The sequence below is a fragment of the Candidatus Dormiibacterota bacterium genome, from assembly GCA_035532835.1.
In the GTDB taxonomy this organism is placed as follows: domain Bacteria; phylum Vulcanimicrobiota; class Vulcanimicrobiia; order Vulcanimicrobiales; family Vulcanimicrobiaceae; genus DAHUXY01.
In genome coordinates this window covers 76,050-93,586 of record DATKQG010000053.1, presented here as the reverse complement: position 1 = coordinate 93,586, position 17,537 = coordinate 76,050, and the positions used below count along the sequence as shown (strand labels likewise).

The 17,537-nt window shown below is 62.0% G+C and carries 26 protein-coding genes and 1 pseudogene; 1 reads left to right on the top strand and 26 read right to left on the bottom strand.

The features are described 5' to 3' along the window. Positions 1–22 precede the first annotated feature (22 nt). From rplQ to rpsK, 4 genes are all read right to left on the bottom strand, one after another. Entirely contained in the window at positions 23–364 is a 342-nt protein-coding gene (gene rplQ, locus VMW12_07335; protein ID HUZ49536.1) for a 50S ribosomal protein L17, read from the bottom strand. Between the two features lie 23 nt (positions 365–387). Further along, a complete protein-coding gene (locus VMW12_07330) occupies positions 388–1,314 on the bottom strand; it encodes a DNA-directed RNA polymerase subunit alpha (GenBank protein ID HUZ49535.1) in 927 nt (308 codons plus the stop codon). Positions 1,315–1,407: 93 nt separating this feature from the next. Next, complete coding sequence (gene rpsD / locus VMW12_07325; protein ID HUZ49534.1) at positions 1,408–2,064, bottom strand: 30S ribosomal protein S4; 657 nt, start codon at positions 2,062–2,064, stop codon at positions 1,408–1,410. 22 nt (positions 2,065–2,086) lie between these two features. Further along, a complete protein-coding gene (gene rpsK, locus VMW12_07320) occupies positions 2,087–2,482 on the bottom strand; it encodes a 30S ribosomal protein S11 (GenBank protein ID HUZ49533.1) in 396 nt (131 codons plus the stop codon). A 271-nt stretch (positions 2,483–2,753) separates the two neighbouring features. On the opposite strand from rpsK, the gene VMW12_07315 reads away from it, so the two are divergent. Next, positions 2,754–3,956, top strand: a complete 1,203-nt coding sequence (locus tag VMW12_07315; GenBank protein ID HUZ49532.1) for a patatin-like phospholipase family protein — start codon at positions 2,754–2,756, stop codon at positions 3,954–3,956. 71 nt (positions 3,957–4,027) lie between these two features. Here the strand turns inward: VMW12_07315 and VMW12_07310 are convergent, their stop codons facing one another. From VMW12_07310 to rpsC, 22 genes and pseudogenes are all read right to left on the bottom strand, one after another. Beyond that, positions 4,028–5,386 (bottom strand): copper amine oxidase N-terminal domain-containing protein, encoded by a 1,359-nt coding sequence (locus tag VMW12_07310; GenBank protein ID HUZ49531.1) that lies wholly within the window; start codon positions 5,384–5,386, stop codon positions 4,028–4,030. Positions 5,387–5,446: 60 nt separating this feature from the next. Beyond that, positions 5,447–6,691 (bottom strand): MFS transporter, encoded by a 1,245-nt coding sequence (locus VMW12_07305; protein HUZ49530.1) that lies wholly within the window; start codon positions 6,689–6,691, stop codon positions 5,447–5,449. After that, positions 6,684–7,415: an NTP transferase domain-containing protein gene (locus tag VMW12_07300; protein ID HUZ49529.1), complete on the bottom strand. Its 732-nt coding sequence runs from the start codon at positions 7,413–7,415 to the stop codon at positions 6,684–6,686. The genes VMW12_07305 and VMW12_07300 overlap by 8 nt, the downstream gene beginning before the upstream one ends. Continuing rightward, positions 7,412–8,266 carry a DUF72 domain-containing protein gene (locus tag VMW12_07295; protein HUZ49528.1) on the bottom strand — a complete coding sequence of 285 codons (855 nt, stop codon included), beginning with the start codon at positions 8,264–8,266 and terminating at the stop codon, positions 7,412–7,414. The genes VMW12_07300 and VMW12_07295 overlap by 4 nt, the downstream gene beginning before the upstream one ends. A gap of 44 nt (positions 8,267–8,310) precedes the next feature. Further along, entirely contained in the window at positions 8,311–8,694 is a 384-nt protein-coding gene (gene rpsM / locus VMW12_07290; GenBank protein HUZ49527.1) for a 30S ribosomal protein S13, read from the bottom strand. A gap of 37 nt (positions 8,695–8,731) precedes the next feature. Next, on the bottom strand, positions 8,732–8,848 hold the full coding sequence (gene rpmJ / locus VMW12_07285) for a 50S ribosomal protein L36 (GenBank protein ID HUZ49526.1): 117 nt from the start codon (positions 8,846–8,848) through the stop codon (positions 8,732–8,734). 32 nt (positions 8,849–8,880) lie between these two features. Further along, positions 8,881–9,684 carry a type I methionyl aminopeptidase gene (gene map / locus VMW12_07280; protein ID HUZ49525.1) on the bottom strand — a complete coding sequence of 268 codons (804 nt, stop codon included), beginning with the start codon at positions 9,682–9,684 and terminating at the stop codon, positions 8,881–8,883. A 2-nt stretch (positions 9,685–9,686) separates the two neighbouring features. Then, positions 9,687–10,343 carry an adenylate kinase gene (locus VMW12_07275; GenBank protein HUZ49524.1) on the bottom strand — a complete coding sequence of 219 codons (657 nt, stop codon included), beginning with the start codon at positions 10,341–10,343 and terminating at the stop codon, positions 9,687–9,689. Next, positions 10,343–11,635 (bottom strand): preprotein translocase subunit SecY, encoded by a 1,293-nt coding sequence (secY, locus tag VMW12_07270; protein HUZ49523.1) that lies wholly within the window; start codon positions 11,633–11,635, stop codon positions 10,343–10,345. Before secY ends, VMW12_07275 begins: the two co-directional genes overlap by 1 nt. Positions 11,636–11,638: 3 nt before the next feature. Further along, on the bottom strand, positions 11,639–12,214 hold the full coding sequence (gene rplO, locus VMW12_07265; protein HUZ49522.1) for a 50S ribosomal protein L15: 576 nt from the start codon (positions 12,212–12,214) through the stop codon (positions 11,639–11,641). Between the two features lie 39 nt (positions 12,215–12,253). Further along, positions 12,254–12,766, bottom strand: coding sequence for a 30S ribosomal protein S5 (gene rpsE, locus VMW12_07260; GenBank protein ID HUZ49521.1), 513 nt, complete (start codon positions 12,764–12,766; stop codon positions 12,254–12,256). Continuing rightward, positions 12,766–13,131, bottom strand: coding sequence for a 50S ribosomal protein L18 (gene rplR / locus VMW12_07255; GenBank protein ID HUZ49520.1), 366 nt, complete (start codon positions 13,129–13,131; stop codon positions 12,766–12,768). The genes rpsE and rplR overlap by 1 nt, the downstream gene beginning before the upstream one ends. After that, entirely contained in the window at positions 13,131–13,682 is a 552-nt protein-coding gene (gene rplF, locus VMW12_07250; GenBank protein ID HUZ49519.1) for a 50S ribosomal protein L6, read from the bottom strand. The genes rplR and rplF overlap by 1 nt, the downstream gene beginning before the upstream one ends. A 36-nt stretch (positions 13,683–13,718) precedes the next feature. After that, positions 13,719–14,120, bottom strand: coding sequence for a 30S ribosomal protein S8 (gene rpsH, locus VMW12_07245; protein HUZ49518.1), 402 nt, complete (start codon positions 14,118–14,120; stop codon positions 13,719–13,721). Between the two features lie 9 nt (positions 14,121–14,129). After that, positions 14,130–14,315: a type Z 30S ribosomal protein S14 gene (locus tag VMW12_07240; GenBank protein ID HUZ49517.1), complete on the bottom strand. Its 186-nt coding sequence runs from the start codon at positions 14,313–14,315 to the stop codon at positions 14,130–14,132. Between the two features lie 3 nt (positions 14,316–14,318). Beyond that, complete coding sequence (rplE, locus tag VMW12_07235; GenBank protein HUZ49516.1) at positions 14,319–14,894, bottom strand: 50S ribosomal protein L5; 576 nt, start codon at positions 14,892–14,894, stop codon at positions 14,319–14,321. Between the two features lie 2 nt (positions 14,895–14,896). Further along, positions 14,897–15,256 carry a 50S ribosomal protein L24 gene (gene rplX / locus VMW12_07230; protein ID HUZ49515.1) on the bottom strand — a complete coding sequence of 120 codons (360 nt, stop codon included), beginning with the start codon at positions 15,254–15,256 and terminating at the stop codon, positions 14,897–14,899. Between the two features lies 1 nt (position 15,257). Next, positions 15,258–15,635 carry a 50S ribosomal protein L14 gene (gene rplN, locus VMW12_07225; protein HUZ49514.1) on the bottom strand — a complete coding sequence of 126 codons (378 nt, stop codon included), beginning with the start codon at positions 15,633–15,635 and terminating at the stop codon, positions 15,258–15,260. A gap of 6 nt (positions 15,636–15,641) precedes the next feature. Then, positions 15,642–15,914 (bottom strand): 30S ribosomal protein S17, encoded by a 273-nt coding sequence (gene rpsQ, locus VMW12_07220; GenBank protein ID HUZ49513.1) that lies wholly within the window; start codon positions 15,912–15,914, stop codon positions 15,642–15,644. After that, positions 15,901–16,122: a 50S ribosomal protein L29 gene (rpmC, locus tag VMW12_07215; GenBank protein HUZ49512.1), complete on the bottom strand. Its 222-nt coding sequence runs from the start codon at positions 16,120–16,122 to the stop codon at positions 15,901–15,903. Before rpmC ends, rpsQ begins: the two co-directional genes overlap by 14 nt. After that, complete coding sequence (rplP, locus tag VMW12_07210) at positions 16,119–16,538, bottom strand: 50S ribosomal protein L16 (protein HUZ49511.1); 420 nt, start codon at positions 16,536–16,538, stop codon at positions 16,119–16,121. The genes rpmC and rplP overlap by 4 nt, the downstream gene beginning before the upstream one ends. 354 nt (positions 16,539–16,892) lie before the next feature. Further along, positions 16,893–17,522: pseudogene (gene rpsC, locus VMW12_07205) on the bottom strand (30S ribosomal protein S3). Positions 17,523–17,537: the final 15 nt, after the last annotated feature.

Genomic DNA, 17,537 nt, shown 5'->3' with positions numbered 1-17,537 from the left:
TATTTCATTCCGGTACGTTGGTTTAGCGAACAAGCTCGATGAGCGAGAGTTCGGCCGCGTCGCCGTTGCGCACGCGCGTCTTCGTAATTCGCGTATATCCGCCATTACGGCCCTTGAGCGAAGGGGCGATTTGTTCGACGAGCTTCTTTACGACGGCCGGCTCGGTGATGAACTCCGCCAGATTGCGCCGCGCGGCGAGATCGCCTTTCATCGCGGTGGTAATGAGACGCTCGGCCACTTTGCTGATCTCTTTTGCTTTGGTCGAGGTCGTTTCGATTTTCTCGTGCTTGAACAGCGAGGTTGCGAGATTGCGCAGCAACGCCTTGCGATGACCGTCCGTGCGCGATAGGCGCTTGTATGCGATTTGATGCGGCATGATGATACTCGCTACGAAAGACGCAGCGAGAGCCCCCTCTCTTCAAGTACTTGTTTGATTTCGTCTAGCGACTTCTTGCCGAAGTTGCGCATCTTCATGATTTCGTCTTCGGTAAGGTCGAGAAGTTCGGATATCTTCGAAATCCCGGCGCGCTTGAGGCAGTTGAACGAGCGCACCGAAAGGTTGAGCGACTCCACCGGAATGTCCCACTCGTTGGGCGGCGCTTCCGGAAGCGGCTCGGCGCGATTCGTGAATCCGACGAATAGCTCGAACTGCTCCTGCAGAATGCGCGCAGCGGTCGCGAGCGCCTCGTCGGGCGTGATCGAGCCGTTGGTCTCGATTTCGAGGACGAGCCGGTCGAAATCGACGCTCTGCCCGACGCGGGTGTCGTCGACGGTGAAGTTGACTTTGCGAATCGGCGAGAAGATCGAATCGAGCGGAATGAGCCCGATCATGTGCTCGACGTTGCGTTGCTTGTCGGCCATGACGTAGCCGCGTCCCATTTCGACGCCCAACTCCATCGAGAGCTTCGCATCTTTGGACGAAAGCGTCGCGATGTGGTAGTTGGGTTCGAGAATCTCCACGTCCGCGTCCGGCGCGATGTCGGCGGCGGTCACTTCGCGCGATCCGGAGACCGAGAGCGTGACCACTTTGGGTTCGTCGCTGTTGAGCTTAACCGGCAAGCCTTTGAGGTTGAGCATCAGCGCGATCGTGTCCTCGACCATCCCCGGGATCGTCGAAAACTCATGAAGCACGCCGTCGATCTTCATGTACGTGATGGCGGCGCCGGGAATCGCGCTGAGCAGCATGCGGCGCAGAGCGTTACCGAGCGTAATGCCAAAGCCGCGATCGAGCGGCTCGATCGTGAATTTGGCATAGTTTTCGCGGCGCTCGCGTACTTCGATCGTGGCGCCTGCGGCGGTTTCAAATGTCGTCATGGGTAGTGTGGCGTTTCCTTCGTTGCCGCTTACGTTATCCGCGCACCGTCCCAGACGGTGCGCGATCCCACGCCTAGCGGCGGTGTGAGTAAATTAGCGTGAATAGAACTCGACGATGAGTTGTTCGTCAACCGGCGTGTCGATTTGCTCGCGCGACGGAAGCTGAACGACCTTACCGGTTTTCTCGGTGTCGTTCCATTCGAGCCACTCGGGCGGCCGGCGGCTGCCGGCGACTTCGAGGTTGGCTGCAAACACCGGAGACTTCAGGCTACGCTCGCCGATCGAAAGTACGTCGCCCGGCTTGACGATGAACGACGGGACGTTCACCAATTTGCCGTTGACGCGGAAGTGACGGTGCGTAACCAGCTGGCGGGCCTGCGAACGGCTCGCCGCAAGATTGAGCCGGTACACGACGTTATCGAGACGACGCTCGAGCATTTGCAAGAACGTGCGCCCGGTCTGTCCGGGAACGCGGGCCGCCTCGCGGAAATAGTTTTCGAATTGCGTTTCGTGCACGCCGTAATAACGACGCATCTTCTGCTTCTCGCGAAGCTGACGGCCGTACTCGGAGATTTTCTGACGCTGCTTGCCTTGCGTCTTTTGGCCCGGAGCCGTACCGCGGCGCTCGACGGCGCACTTTCTCGATAGGCAGCGGTCACCTTTGAGGAAGAGTTTGATTTTTTCACCGGTCTTGCTCGCGGCGGTTTCGCGGCGGCAGAGACGGCAAACGGGTCCAGTATAGCGCGACATATGCTCTCTCTATAGCTCCTAGTTACACGCGCCGACGCTTGGGCGGGCGGCAACCATTGTGTGGAATCGGCGTGACATCTTTGATGAGGGTGATTTCGAGACCGGCGGCTTGAAGCGAACGGATCGCAGCCTCACGCCCCGCGCCCGGGCCTTTTACGAGCACTTCGGTGCTCTTCATGCCGTGATCCATCGCTTTGCGAGCGGCGGCTTCGGCGGCCATCTGAGCGGCGAACGGCGTCGATTTCTTAGAGCCCTTGAAGCCGAGGTTACCGGCTGAGGCCCACGAAACGACGTTGCCGTGCGTGTCGGCGATCGTGACGATCGTGTTATTGAACGACGCGTGTACGTGGGTAACGCCCGATTGGACGTTCTTAATCTCACGCTTACGACGCGTTTTAGTTTGCTTTTTGGCAGCCAAGACTTGAAATCTCCGACGTTTTTCCTTCCCCGAACGACGGGGTGTCGTCGCCTCGACGCAGTCCGATCGCGTAGCGATCGACTCCATCTCATCCGCGGACGCTCGGCGATTGCGTCCGGGTGGCTTGCGCGCGAGCGCAACCCACGGTGATGCCGCGTGCGCCGCTCCGAGAGAGAGCAGCGCCAAGGCCGTATCTTACCTTAGGGGGGCCGTAAGGGTCAAGCGCAAAAAGCCCAGATATATGAAAAGCAGCCTCTCGCGAGCCTCCTTTATGAGTCTGACCGCGGCGGGAAGCCTCGTGGCCGCAAGCCCGCGACGCTCGCCCGCAATATCCGGAACCGAGGTTCCGGAGGCTGCCGGGTTTCATCGCGTCGATCGCGCCCTGGTCCTCTCGGGAGGCGGCGCACGGGGATCGTATCAGGCCGGATTGATCGCCGCAATGGTGGCCGACCGCTCCCTTGCCGACGGCCGGCCGCTGAGCCCCTACGGCCTGGTTTGCGGCACCTCGATCGGCGCGCTCAACGGCTACTTCGTAGCAACCGGACAGTATCGGCTGCTCCGCCATCTTTGGTATTCGATCGCTCGACAACGCGTGATTCGCCTCAAGCGAGAGTTCGCGACCATCCCGGAGGAACAAGCCGGCGTCGGCACGCGTATCTGGCAGGCCATGCGTTTGGCGCTCGGCCTCAATTCTCGCGTGAAAGGCGTTCTCGACGGCGCTTACTTGCGCGGTTGGCTGGGGCAATATATCGACCCCGCGCGCCCGGTCCTCACGCCTTTCGTATGGACGGTCACGAACCTCACGACGCAGCAGCCGGAGTTCTTTGCGTTGCTTCCGGAGGCTCCCGACGCCGCGACCAAGGCGGCGGCCGTTCGCGCCCTGACGGCCACCGTTGGATCCGACACCGTGCTGCGCTTAGCAACGCCGGATCTGCTCGTCGACGCCTTGCAGGCCTCCGCCGCGATACCCATCGCCTTCGATCCGGTGACGCTGCCGGGTGTCGACGGGAGTCCTGCGCAGTACGTCGACGGGGGCGTGACGGCGAACACGCCGGTGGGCGTCGCGCGCGCCGGAGCGAAGGCCATCGACGTCGTCTTCTTAGATCCACCCGTCGAGGCGTATTCGTACGGTAGCGCCATCGAGATCGCCAGCGGCGCATTCGGAGCAATGCAGAAACGCATTCTCGAAGCCGATCTACGCGCGGCGTATTTTGAAACGTTCGGCAAGCGCGCGATTTTGGGCATGAACGGGCAAAATCCGAACAATCGGGCTTCGAACGGACACGCCGATAGCGAGAATCTCGGGCAGTTCGTGCAATCGCTCTACGACGTCGACATTCGCACCCTGCGTCCACAGAAGGAATTGCCGGTCGACGTGATCGGCTTCGACGACGAGCGCTCGTTGATGGACACGTATCGGATCGGGTACGCAGACGCGCGACGCGGATTTACGCCATATGCGACCGGCTTCTGAGCCGGGCGGCATAAGAAACGGGGCCCGGCGATGCCGAGCCCCGTTTCTTTCATCCCTGTGGATGGTGCTGCTTAGAACTTGATGCCGAGGCCCAGATACGGACCGTTTGCAGTGAAGCCCGAAGGAGCGTTTTCCTTGTTCATGCCGTTCTCGCCGATCCAGCCGAGGTCGAGGAAGACCGGGCTGTTGCCGAGGACGTAGGCCGCACCGACCTGGTACTTCAAGAGTCGATACGCGAGGGAATACTGGGTGCCAGTAACCGTCGTGTAGTTACCCTTGAGGTTCGGGTAGTACCACGCACTACCGTAGAACGAGAGCGCCTGATTGAGGTCCGGGAGCTTTTCGATCCCGAAGCCGAAGCCGTTCTCTTTCGGATAGCCGTAGTTGTTGGTGCGCCAGAGATAGCCAACGCCGATGTAGATGCGCGGGTTCGCCACTTTGAGGCCGAAGCGGCCGTCAAAGTCTTGATCGCGCGCCGTGAACGCCGGGACGAAGGTCTGGCCTACGCCGCCGATGTTCGTAACGCAACCCTGGTCGCCGGCCGGGACGCCAAGTGCCGCGCACTGGTCGTTGACGGACGGAGCGTAACCGGCAGGCGTCGCAACGCCCTGGTTATGCGGGTAGCCGAACTGCGTGTAGGTGCCTTCCAGCATCCACGGCAGGTCGAAGGCGTTGAACTCGAAGCCGCCACGGACCGCGTACGAGCTCTTGCCGGTGTTGCCCGGGCTAAACTCGTTGTACACCTTCGGCGAAATGATGTAATCGCCGGCGATGAACTTATCGAGGTACGGGGTCGCTACCGGTGCGGGGGTCGGAGTCGGGGGAGCGGTAGGAGCCGCGGTCGGCTCTTCCGTCGGCGCCGGTGCGGGCGGTGGGGTCGGGGGAAGATAGCGGACCACGACAAGCTGCTTGTCGGGGACCCATTCGACATAGGCTCCCATGCCCTCCGAAATAACGCGGAGCGGCACGAGGACGCTGCCATTGTAGAGCATCGGCGGGACGTCCAGGGGACGCGATTCGCCGTTGATCATCACTTCCGGTTTGCCGACGGTCACTTTGACCTCGGCGCCGGGTTTAGTAACCGTCACGGTCTTGCTTGCGGCGTCGTACGAAACCGACGCGCCCATCTGCTCGAACATCGAGCGCAATGGGATCAGCACGGTGCCGCCCTTCACGAGCGCAGCGAGAACGCGGCCCTGCTTGAGGACATCGGGCTTGCTGTACACGTGATGATCGTTATATAGAATCGGAATTTGGCCGGACGGCGGAGTTCCGAAGTTTGCCGCCGGGGTCGTGCCCGTGCTAGCTTGCGCAACCACAGTGTTTCCAGAGTTTCCCTGTGCTTGCGAGACCAGCGGAGCGGCGACCGCGCCAAGCCCAAGACCGGCTGCTAACAGCGCGGCGAGGACTCCGGTGCTCAGTCGTTTCACGAATGCCTCCTTAAGAGTACTTGGTACTTGCTTCCAGGGCGGTGCAACCGCCCTGCTCAACTAAACGTCCGAGACCGAGGAACAGTTCCGAACGCTTGCCGAGTCATATCGGTTATGCCCCGCTCGGCTGGGCGGTAAACGCCAAATCCAAGCTACGCCGCATGCAATTTCCACCGCGGCGAGCCCAAAGGCGATCCGCGGCCCGTTCGGGCCCGCCAACTCCCCCGTGCGTACCAGCAGGGCGGTCGCGAGAAGCGGCGCGAGGACCTGCGGCACGACCACGGCGAGGTTCCAGACCGCCATCGTCGTCGCCATAGCGCCCGCCGGCAGGGTTCTGCAGGCGAAGGCCCAGTCGGCGCACAGAAAAACGCCCCAGCCGCAGCCGGCAAGCGCGATTGCGACCGGGAGTACCGGTAATGCGGTGGCTAAAGCCAACACCGCAATCGCGATCGACACGATGGCGCCGCCGACCGTCACGATCCATCGTTCGTCGAACCGGTCGGACGGGCGCGCCGCCAAGGACGCGCCGAGCGCGCCTAACAACGTGAACGCGAGAATGCACAATCCGCTCGCGAGCTGCACCGGGATGCCGAAGCCTTTCGGCAACACGTCGCGCACGTAGAACAGCAGATAGCCGAGTAACGTATAGAATCCCACGTACATCAACGCGCGCGAAACGAACAAGTCGATCAGCGTCCGGCTCACCGCTAATCGCGCGATGCCGTGGATCGGTTGCAGGCTCACCCGTGCGAGATGGGCGATCGTGCATGCCGCACTACCGACGAGGACCGCCGCCAAGGTGAACGCGAGCGCCGTCGGAGCCAGCACTACGCTCGCGAGAATCGCTCCGGTTGCGTTGCCCGCGCTCTGCATACCGGCCATCCATCCGGAGGCGCGTCCGATTCGCCCCGGCTCGAAAACATCCGGAACGATCGCTTGATACGGCCCGATGGCCACGTTCAACGCGAACTGCAAGAGCGCGAACCACACGACGAGCGAACCGATACTCGATGCGCGGTAGAAGCCCACGATGGCGACCGCACCTACGACCACACCCAGCGCATAAAAGGCGATGCGGCTATCGCCCGCGCGACGACGCGCATCGGAGAGCGGGCCTACGAGCAGTTGTGCCACCGCCGCGGCAAGCGCGCCTGCGATCGAGATGCGCGCGTACGCCGCCAGGGCATGCTCCCCACCCAGCGCCAAGCAGCGCGCCTGCAACGAGATGCCCAGCACCGCACCCCATACGCTCTGGATACCGAACCATAATACGGCAAGCCGGAACGGGCTCGCGCGATCAGGCACGCGTGCTCGCGTAGCGATACTCCGCGTACGTATCCGCATCGTATGCGAGTTCCGGCGCGCATCCGCGCAACGCCATGGCGGGATATCCGAGCACGCGCCACGCCCGCTTCTCGATAGCCGCGATCGTCAATCGCCCCAAAAGCATCCGCAACAGGAACGAAGGCCCGACCAAGCCCGCCATTTGCAGCGGAGCCTTGCGCGCATCGAACAACTGCGCTGCTCGGCGCGCGATCGCCATGGATGCACCTGCGGGAATGACGAAAACGCCGGCGTTGACGATCCGTTCGCCGGCCAGCGTGATGCCGAAGGGCGGCGCATCGGGGAAGCGCCGTTCGAACGCGTCGCACTCCGCGACGGGCATCGTCAGAACGCCGGCCGTCGTTCGCTGCACGGCATCCCGCAGCGCGTCCGCGGTTATATACGGCAGATCGCTCGTGACGTATAGGAGCGGCTCGTCGTCGGCCCACGAGCGAAGCGCGAACTGCACGTTCTGGCTGCCGGTCACCCCTTCGTCGATGAATCGATCGACGCGCTCCGCGCACGCGTCGCGCACCGCTGCGGGGCCCACCATCGCGATGCGATCGATACCCGCACCGCGCACCGCTTCCACCACGCGTTCGATCATCGGCGCGCCGCGAACCGGGGCCAGTGCTTTAATGGCCGTACCCGCCGCCGCGGCATACGCTCCGTCGATGCGCCCGCCGGCCGTAATCACCGCGTTCATGAGAAGCCGGGTAGCGCGCGCTGTTCGGGGTTCCCTCCCGGAGCGCGGGCAAGCACGTTATCCTCGCCCGGGCACCGGGCTTCGAGCAGGCTCTCGAGTGTCGCAGCATCGCGCGCCGCACCTCCACGCGCATGATTGTTGAAAAACGCATACGTCGCTTGCGTGTGCGCGGCGATGGCGAGAAGGCGCTCCCGCCACGGTTCGAGTTCTTCGCGGCTATAGGCGTACGCGTAACGGGTGATTCGATCGCCGGTCAACCACCGTTCGGCGTTGCGGCCGTGAAACCGCACGTACCCGACCGGCGAGGTCGCATCGGTCGAGGGCGCTAGCAACGATTCCAGCGAGGGCATATCGAGATTACACCAACCGACGTGCAGCGCGCGCAACAACGCCAGCGTTTCGCCGGTCTGCCACGCCGCTTCGCGAAATTCCGCCACGAGCGGCACGCCGCGCAACCAGGCGGCCACGCGTTTGAGATAGTCGTGGTTTCGCGGGGTCGGTAGAAACGCCGGCGGAAATTGCAGCAGCACGCTCGCGAGTTTTCCGGAAGCCGCGACCGGGGCTAGGCTCTCGATAAATCGCGTCAGTTCGTCGCTCGGCGCCTCGGCCGCGCCGGGGGCGTGCGTGAGGCTTTTAGGAGCCTTGAAGCTGAATCGAAAGCCGTCGGGCGTCCGCGCGTCCATGCGCTGCACGGAACGCCGGTCGAGAACGCCGTAGTACGTGGCGTCGATCTCGACGGCGGTGAAACGCCGGGCGTAGTAGCCCAGCATTTCGTCGGGCTTGGTCTTGGGCGGGTAGAACGAACCGATCCAGTCGCGATAAGCAAACCCGCACGTCCCGATATAGATCACGAGAAACGATTCGGGCCCGGCAGTTGCCGAGCCCGCAGAGCGTTCTACTTCTTGGTGACCTTCTTCTTACCGGCCACCGTGCGTTTGGGTCCCTTGCGGGTACGCGCGTTGGTCTTGGTTCGCTGACCGCGGGCCGGGAGGCCGCGCCGGTGACGCAGGCCGCGATAGCAGCCGATGTCCATCAGGCGCTTGATATTGCCCTGTACCTCACGCCGAAGATCGCCTTCGACCCGAAGTTGGAGCGCATCGATCGCGTCGCGCAACTTCTTTTCATCGTCTTCGCCCATCTCTTTGACGCGCAGATCCGGGCTGATCCCGGCGCGCGCGAGCAACTTCGACGCGGTCGTGGGACCGATGCCGTAGATATACGTGAGGGCGATCTCGATGCGCTTCTCGCGCGGAAGATCGATACCAGCAATACGAGCCATTGTTTCCTGTCCTTATTCCTGCGGAGTGTGAGGGTGGTTAACCCTGAACCTGCTTGTGCTTGGCGTTGACATCGCAGATCACGCGCACCTTACCGTGGCGGCGAATGACCTTGCATTTTTCACAAATTTTCTTGACCGACGGACGTACTTTCATGATCTTCCCAACTTACTTTTGAAAGGGCACAATTAAACGATCGCTTCTTCCGAGGGACGGTACTTCTCGGCATCCGGGTGCTCGCCGAATTGGCGAAGCGTCAGGATCTTCGGACCGTCCTGGGTAACCGCGATCGTATGCTCGAAGTGCGCTGCGAGTTTACCATCTGCGGTGACAACTGTCCAGCCATCTTTGAGGATTTTGACCCGATAATCGCCCTGGGTGATCATCGGTTCGACTGCCAGGACCAATCCGGGCCGCAGCTCCATGCCCGTCCCGCGCCGCCCATAGTTCGGCACTTGGGGCTCTTCGTGCATCGCCGTGCCGACCCCATGGCCGACCAGCTCCCGCACCACCCCATACCCGTGTTTCTCGGCGTGTGCCTGTACGGCCGCGCCGATATCGCCCAGGTGGTTGCCCGCCTGCATCGCGGCGATGCCCAGCATCAAGCTCTCCTGCGTCACGTCGAGCAGCCGTTGGGCCTCCTCCGAAATCGCTCCCACCGGCACGGTGACCGCGGTGTCGCTGACGTAGCCGTCCAGGGTGGTACCGATATCGATCGAGAGCAGATCGCCCTCTTGCAGCACGTAATCGCCCGGAATGCCGTGAACCACCTCGGCGTTGACCGAGGCGCAGATCGAGGCCGGGTACCCGTGGTAGCCCATGAACGTCGGGACGCCGCCCAAACCCCGGATGCCCTCTTCGGCGATCCGATCCAGGTCGCGGGTGGAAACGCCGGGACGCACGGCATGCATGATGTCGGTCAGGACCTTGGCGGTAACCCTTCCGCTCCGGCGCATCGCTTCGATTTCGCGCGCGGATCTGAGCGTAACCATCGTTAGTGCGCGTGCTCCACGCCGATCGCGTGGATCAGTTGGTGCGCGACGTCCTCGACCGAACCCGTCGCATCGACGGTCACCAGCCGGTCGCCGTGTTCCGCGTAATACGCTACCAGCGGCATCGTCTGCGCTTCGAACACGTCCAGGCGCTTTGCAATCGTTTCGGGCTTGTCGTCCTCACGCTGCACCAGCGGGCCGCCGTCTTCGTCGTCGATCCCGGCGACGCGCGGCGGATTGAAGGTTTCGTGATAGACGCGGCCGCTTCGTGGATTCGTCCAGCGCCCGAGGAGCCGCGCTTCGAGCGCCGCCCGTTCGATCGCGAAGTACACCGCGCGCGGGAGCCCGCGGCCGCGGTCGGCCAACAGCGCGTCTAATGCCTGCGCCTGCGGCACCGTGCGAGGGAAACCATCGAAGAGTACCGCTCCGGGGCCCTGCAACTCGCCCTCGACCATCTTGATGATCAGGCTATCGGGGACCAGGTCGCCGCGTTGCATGAAGCTCTCGGCGGCCTTGCCCAGCTCGGTTCCGTTAGCGCGATGCTCGCGGAGCAGATCGCCGGTGGATACCTGACGATAGCCGAAACGCTGCCGCAAGATCTGCGCTTGCGTGCCTTTGCCGGCGCCGGGTGCCCCTAAGAGAACGATATCGCCGGGCATTACTTCTTGATGAAACCTCGATAATCGCGCATCGCTAACCGCGCCTCGATCTGATTGATCGTATCGAGCGCGACGCCCACGACGATCAGCAGCGAGGTCGACCCGAGATAGAAGGTCGTCACCGAGAGTCCGCGCTGCATCGCGCCCGGCAAGACGGCGATGATACCGAGATAAATCGCGGAGGCGGTGGTGAGCCGGTACAGGATCTTGTTGAAATACTGTACCGTCGGCTGGCCCGGACGGATGCCGGGAACGAACGCGCCGGTCTTCTTGAGGTTATCCGCAATGTCGCTGGTGTTGAGCACGATCGAGCTGTAGAAGAACGTGAAGATCACGACCAGCAAGAAGTACACGATGTTGTACAGTAGCCCGTTCGGGCTAAAGTACAAGTTCAACCAGTTCGAGACGTTGGCCATCGCGCCGGTCGTCTGCCCGTGGGTGAACCACGAGAGCGCCTGCTGCGGCAGCAACAGAATCGAGATCGCGAAGATGATCGAGATGACGCCGGCATTGTTCAGGCGCAGCGGAATATAGGTCGAACGCCCGGCAAACATCTTGCGTCCGACGACCCGGCGCGCTTGCTGGATCGGAACGCGCCGCTGCCCCTGATACAGGAAGACGATCGAGATGATGATCACGACCGCGACGACCGCGTAGATCACCAGATTCAAGATCGACTCGCCGCCGCTGGAAGTCTGCGAGAGCGTCTGCGTGATATACGTCGGGAAGCGCAACACGATGCCGATGAAGATGATCAGGGAGATGCCGTTGCCGATCCCCTTATCGGTGATCTGCTCGCCGAGCCACATCAGGAACATCGTCCCGGCGACCATCGCGATGATCGCAAACAGCAGATACATCGTGCTGTGATCGTAGAACACGCCGTAGTTCCGCATGGCGATGGCCATGAAGGTGCCCTGCATCGTCGCCAAGACGATCGTGAGCCAACGCGTGTACTGGCTGATCTTCTTGCGGCCTTCCTCGCCGCCTTTCTTGGCCATGTCTTCGAGCTGCGGCAGCACCACGGTCATCAACTGCATGATGATCGAGGCGTTGATGTACGGCGTGATACCCATCGCGATGATCGAGAGCTTTTGCAGCGCGCCGCCCGAGAGGAAGCCGAGCAAATTGAAGAACGCGCCGTTGGCCAACACCTGTTGCCACGCCGCTTCGTTGACGTTGGGTAACTGCACGTGGATCATGAAGACGAACCACGCGAACGCGAAGAACACGTAGCCGACGCGCTTACGAATCTCCGGCACGAGCAAGGCCGCGCGCAGGTTAGTCAGCACGAGTTACTGGCCTTCGATCTGCGCGCCGGCAGCTTTAAGCGCTTCGAGCGCGCTCGAAGAAAAGAGGATGTCGGTAAAACGCAAACCGCTCGGCAGCGACTTGCCGGATTTGGCTCCGCCCAAGATTTTCACCCCGTCCAGCAGTGCGCTCAAGACGCCCGCCAGCTTGAGGGTCTCCGGGGAAACGACGATCGAGACGTCCCAGCCGGCCAGCTGATGCAGGTTGACGACCGCTAGACGCGAGCGGAAATGGCCGATATCGCGAGCCTTTTGCGAGTAGCCGCGCTTGTGGGGAAGACGACGCGCCCACGGGGTCTGTCCGCCTTCGAAGGCCGGGCCCTTACCGCCGCCCGAGCGAACGGTCTGCCCTTTGCCGCCCTCGCCGCCGGTCTTCACCATGCCCGAGCCGTGGCCGCGGCCGATGCGCTGACGCTTCGTCCAACTGCCTTTGGCGGGCTTGAGTGCGCCCAGCTTCATCACCGAACCGCTCGCGATCGCTCCGGCGCTGACTGTCGATTTCTTTGCAGCGGGCTTCGCGCTGGACTTTGCGCTACCGCTGCTCTTTTTAGACTCTGCCACGATCATCGTTCCTTAACTGGAGAACTAGAGAGTTTGAAGCTACGCTGCGAAAATTTCCTTGACGGTTTTTCCGCGCAGCGACGCGACGTGTTCCGCCGTCTTGAGCGAGCGCAACGCTTCCACCGTCGCCATGACGACGTTGATGGGGTTGTTGCTGCCAAGCGACTTGGTGAGAATGTCGTGCACGCCCGCAAGTTCGAGGACGGCGCGCATCGATCCACCGGCGATAACGCCCGTACCGGGAGCGGCCGGCTTGAGCAATACGCTCGCCGCGCCGACCGTCAGCCGAACTTCGTGCGGGATGGTCTTCTCCACCATCGGTACCGTCACGAGGTTCTTCTTTGCCGCTTCGACCGCTTTGCGGATCGCTTCGGGGACTTCGCCGGCCTTGCCGATGGCGAAGCCGACCTTACCCTTGCGATCGCCGACGACGACCAACGCGGAGAAGCTGAAACGCTTACCGCCCTTGACGACCTTCGCCACGCGATTGACGCGGACGACGGTCTCTTCGAAGCCACTATTGTCGCGATCGCGACCACCACGATAATTCATCAGAAGTTCAGCCCCGCTTCGCGCGCTGCGTCGGCCAATGCCTGGACGCGTCCGTGATATTTGTAACCGCCGCGATCGAACACGACGTCGGTAATGCCGACGGCCTTCGCCTTGGCCGCGATCGCCGCGCCCACCGCTTTAGCCGCGCCGATATTGGTATTGGAATCGAGCGCGTCGGCGACCGATTTATCGCGCGTCGAAACCGCCGCCAGCGTGTGCCCCTTCGCGTCGTCGACCAACGTCGCGTAGATGTGATGGAGCGTGCGGCGCACCATCAAGCGCGGGCATTCGCCCGAGCCCGCCAGGCGTTTGCGCAGGCGGACGTGACGCGCGCGGCGCGCGTCGTCCTTAGAGATACGCGCCATTACTTCTTCCCTGCCTTCCCGGCCTTACCGAGTTTCTTGCGGATCGTCTCGCCTTCATAGCGAATGCCCTTGCCTTTGTAGGGCTCGGGGGGACGCAATCCGCGAATCTTTGCAGCGATCTGTCCGACCTGCTGCTTATCGATGCCGTCGACGTGAATCTTGTTCGTGCCCTCAACCGAGAGCGTGATGCCGTTGGGCGCTTCGAACACGACCGGATGCGAATAGCCTAGGGTCAGGTTCAACTTCTCGCCCGCCTTGGCGGCACGGTAGCCGACGCCTTGAATCTCCAGGCTCTTGCGGAAGCCTTTGCTTACGCCTTCGACCATGTTAGCGATCAACGTGCGGGTCAAACCGTGCGCCGAACGATGCGGCTTCGCATCGCCCTTGCGCTCGATCAGCACCTTGCCGTCTTCGAGCTTCACGTCGACGACCTGTGCGAGAATATGCTGGCTCAGTTCGCCTTTGGGGCCCTTAACGTGAACTTCGCCCTCGTTGAGGGTGACGTTGACGCCGCTCGGCACCGCGACCGGTAACTTTCCAATACGCGACATTACTTAACTTCCTCTTTACTACGAATCACGGTCGGCTTACCAGACGTACGCCAGGACTTCGCCACCGACGCCGAGCTTTTTCGCTCGTTTGCCGGACATGATGCCCTGAGACGTCGAGATGATAACCAAGCCCAATCCGCCGAGCACGCGCGGGATCTCGGTCTTGGCCGTGTACACGCGCAAGCCCGGGCGCGAGATGCGTCGCAGGCCGGTGATGACTTTCTCTTTTTCGGGACCGTACTTGAGCTGGATGCGGATCGTGCCTTGAGGGCCCTCGTTCACGCGTTCGAACTCTTCGATAAAGCCTTCGTCCTTGAGAATCTGGGCGATCGCCTGTTTCACTCGCGACGCCGGAATATCGACCAACTTATGGTTGGCCGTATTCGCGTTGCGAATGCGGGTGAGAAGGTCGGCGATGGGATCGGTAATGGCTGCCATGTTAACTCCTTACCACGAAGCCTTCGTCACGCCGGGAACCACACCGCGGTGTGCGTTCTCGCGGAAACAAATGCGGCACATGGCAAACTTGCGCAGGTAGCCGCGCGGGCGGCCACACAGCTTGCAACGGTGGTGTGCACGCACCGAAAACTTCGGCGAACGATTCGCCTTGACGATCATACTCGTCTTAGCCATTGCTTATCTTCCTCTCAATCCCGAGCTCGACGACGAGCCCTTTTGGAGCGGTAGCCCCATCGCTGACAAAAACTCCGCCGCTTCTTCGTCGGACTTCGCGGTCGTCACGATCGTGATGTCCATACCGCGGGCTTTATCGACCTTATCGAAATTGATCTCCGGGAAGACCAACTGCTCTTTGAGGCCGAGGTTGTAATTACCGCGCCCATCGAACGACTTCGCCGGCAAGCCGCGGAAGTCGCGGATACGCGGCAACACGATATTGAAGAGCTTATCGAGGAAAACGTACATCCGCTCGCCGCGCAGGGTAACCTTCGCGCCGATGTTCATGCCTTCGCGAAGCTTGAACGCCGCAATCGACTTCTTCGCCTTCGCGACGACCGGCTTTTGGCCGCTGATCGCAACGAGCTCCGCCAGCGCGCTATCGAGCGCCTTCGGATTGACGATCGCCTCGCCGACGCTCATGTTGATTACCACCTTCTCCAATTTTGGAATCTGGTGGGGATTGGCGTACGAGAACGTCTCCTGCAATTGCTTGCGAACGGTTCCTTCGTACTTTTCTTTCAGACGTAATGCCATGGTTATGCTCCCTTCGCCGAGTCGCGTGCGGGCTCGCCGCATTTCGCGCAGATGCGATGCGAGATGCCGTCGGCCGTGCGTCCGCGACGCAGGCGCGTCGGCAGATTGCACTTTTCGCAGACGTACTGCAGCACGCCGAGTGGAAGCGCGGCTTCCTTCTCGATAATGCCGCCGGTCTGAGCGTTGCCCATGTTTCCGCCCTGCTGGCCCTGCTTGGTGTGACGCTTGACGATATTCATGCCTTCGACGGTCGCCTTGCCGGCGGCCGGGAAGATGGCCTTGATAACGCCGCGCTTACCCTTCTCGCGTCCGCGACGAATCATCACGGTGTCGCCTTTGACGAGATGCAATTTATCGGACATTTTAGAGCACCTCCGGCGCGAGCGAGGCGATCTTGAGGAAGCCGCGATCGCGCAGTTCGCGCATGACCGGGCCGAACACGCGCGTCCCGCGCGGGTCCAGGTTGTCCTTGTCGCCCTTGATGATGACGCAAGCGTTGTCGTCGCAGCGGACGACCGAGCCGTCGGCGCGCCGGATCGGCGCCGAGGTGCGCACGATGACCGCCTTCACGACTTGGCCCTTCTTCACGGCAGCTCCGGGGATCGCACTTTTAACGGTGCCGACCACCACGTCGCCGACGTGCGCGTAGACGTGACGGCTTCCGCCGCTCACGTGAATGACGAGCAGCTCGCGGGCGCCTGAATTATCTGCGACCTTGAGTCGCGTTTCTTGTTGAATCATTACTTCTTATTTCGCTCGCTCGACGATTTCGACCAGACGCCAGCGCTTGTCGCGCGAGAGCGGTCTGCATTCCATGATCCGGACCAAATCGCCAATGTTGGCTTCGTTATTTTCGTCGTGCGCCTTGAAACGCGCCGACTTGCGGACGATCTTGCCGTACGTAGCGTGCGGAACGCGCGTTTCGGAGACGACCACGATCGTCTTGTCCATCTTATTCGACGCGACGCGCCCTTGTTTGACGCGCCGGCTCTCGACGCGCACTTCGTTATGCTGCTCCATGCTGCTCCTCGGCGATCCGCTTCTCGGAAATTGCTGTCTGAATCTGTGCGTAGGTACGGCGCATCTCGCGAATTTTACTGAAATCCGTGAGGTGCCCGGTGCGCAACGCAAAGCGCAGGTTGAACAACTCCGACTTGGCTTCGCGGGCCTTTTGTTGCAGTTCGGCGACGCTTAGGTCGCGCAGCTCCGCAAGCTCGTTCTTCTTCATGCTTGCGCCTCCTCACGCGAGACGATCTTCGTATCGATCGGCAGCTTCGAAGCGGCCAACCGTAAGGCTTCTTTGGCAACGTCCGGAGTGACGCCCGAAAGTTCGAACAGCACGCGTCCCGGACGTACGACGGCAACCCAGAACTCCGGGTTACCCTTACCGGCGCCCATGCGCACTTCGGCGGGCTTCTTCGTGACCGGTTTATCCGGGAACACTTTGATCCAGACTTTGCCGCCACGTTTGATGTGACGGGTCAGGGCGATACGGGCCGCCTCGATCTGCCGGTTGGTCATCCAACACGGCTCGAGTGCCTGCAGGCCGTACTCGCCAAACGAGAGCGTGCTGCCGCGAAGCGCGCGCCCGGTCATACGACCGCGCTGCTGTTTGCGCCACTTGACGCGTTTAGGGGTCAACATTTATTGCGCACTCCCTTCGGATTGCGGAGCGTCCGGAGCCGGCGCCACATGTTCGATCGCCGGAGCGACGTGCTCGGCCACCGGAGCAACGTGTTCGGCCACCGTCGCGGTGGGTTCGGCCGCAGGAGCGACGTGTTGGATTACGGGTGCAACCGGCTCGTGAACGGGAGCATCCGGCGTCACCGTTTCGTCCGTCGAAACGGCCGGACGCGGTGCAGTTGCTACTGCCGGTCCGCCGGCCGCAGGTCCGGCTCCAGCCGGACGCGGGCCACGGCCACGGCCGCCGCGGTCGCGACGATCGCGGAATCCGGGGCGCTCGCCGCCGGCACGGTCCGGACGCGCTTCGTTGCGCGGCTGGTCCGGCAGCACTTCGCCGCGATAGATCCACACCTTGACGCCGATGCGGCCGAAGGTGGTGAACGCCTCAACGTGTGCGTAATCGATGTCGGCACGCAACGTATGCAGCGGCACCTTGCCGTCGGCATTGCGCTCGGTGCGAGCGATTTCCGCGCCGCCGAGACGGCCGGAGACTTGCACCTTGACGCCACGGGCGCCGGCCTTCATCGTGCGCATGATCGCCTGTTTCATCGCTCGCCGAAACGCGATGCGCTTCTCGAGCTGGTCGACGATATTCTGGCCGACCAGGCGCGCATCGAGTTCGGGATGCTTGATCTCCATGACGTTGACCTGGATGTTCTTGCCGGTCAGCTTTTCGAGGCTCTTGCGGATATCTTCGATGCCGACGCCGCGCTTGCCGATGATGATACCGGGCTTGGCGGTGTTGACGATCACGCGCGCCTGATTGGCACGCCGCTCGATCTCGATCTTGCTGATCGCAGCCGAACGCATCCACTTACCGAAATACTTCCGGATGGCGACGTCTTCGTGCAACCAATCGATGTAATGTTTTTTCTCGAACCAACGGCTATCCCACGTACGCGTGATGCCTAGACGCAGGCCGACGGGATGAATTTTCTGACCCATAATGCTTCCTACTTA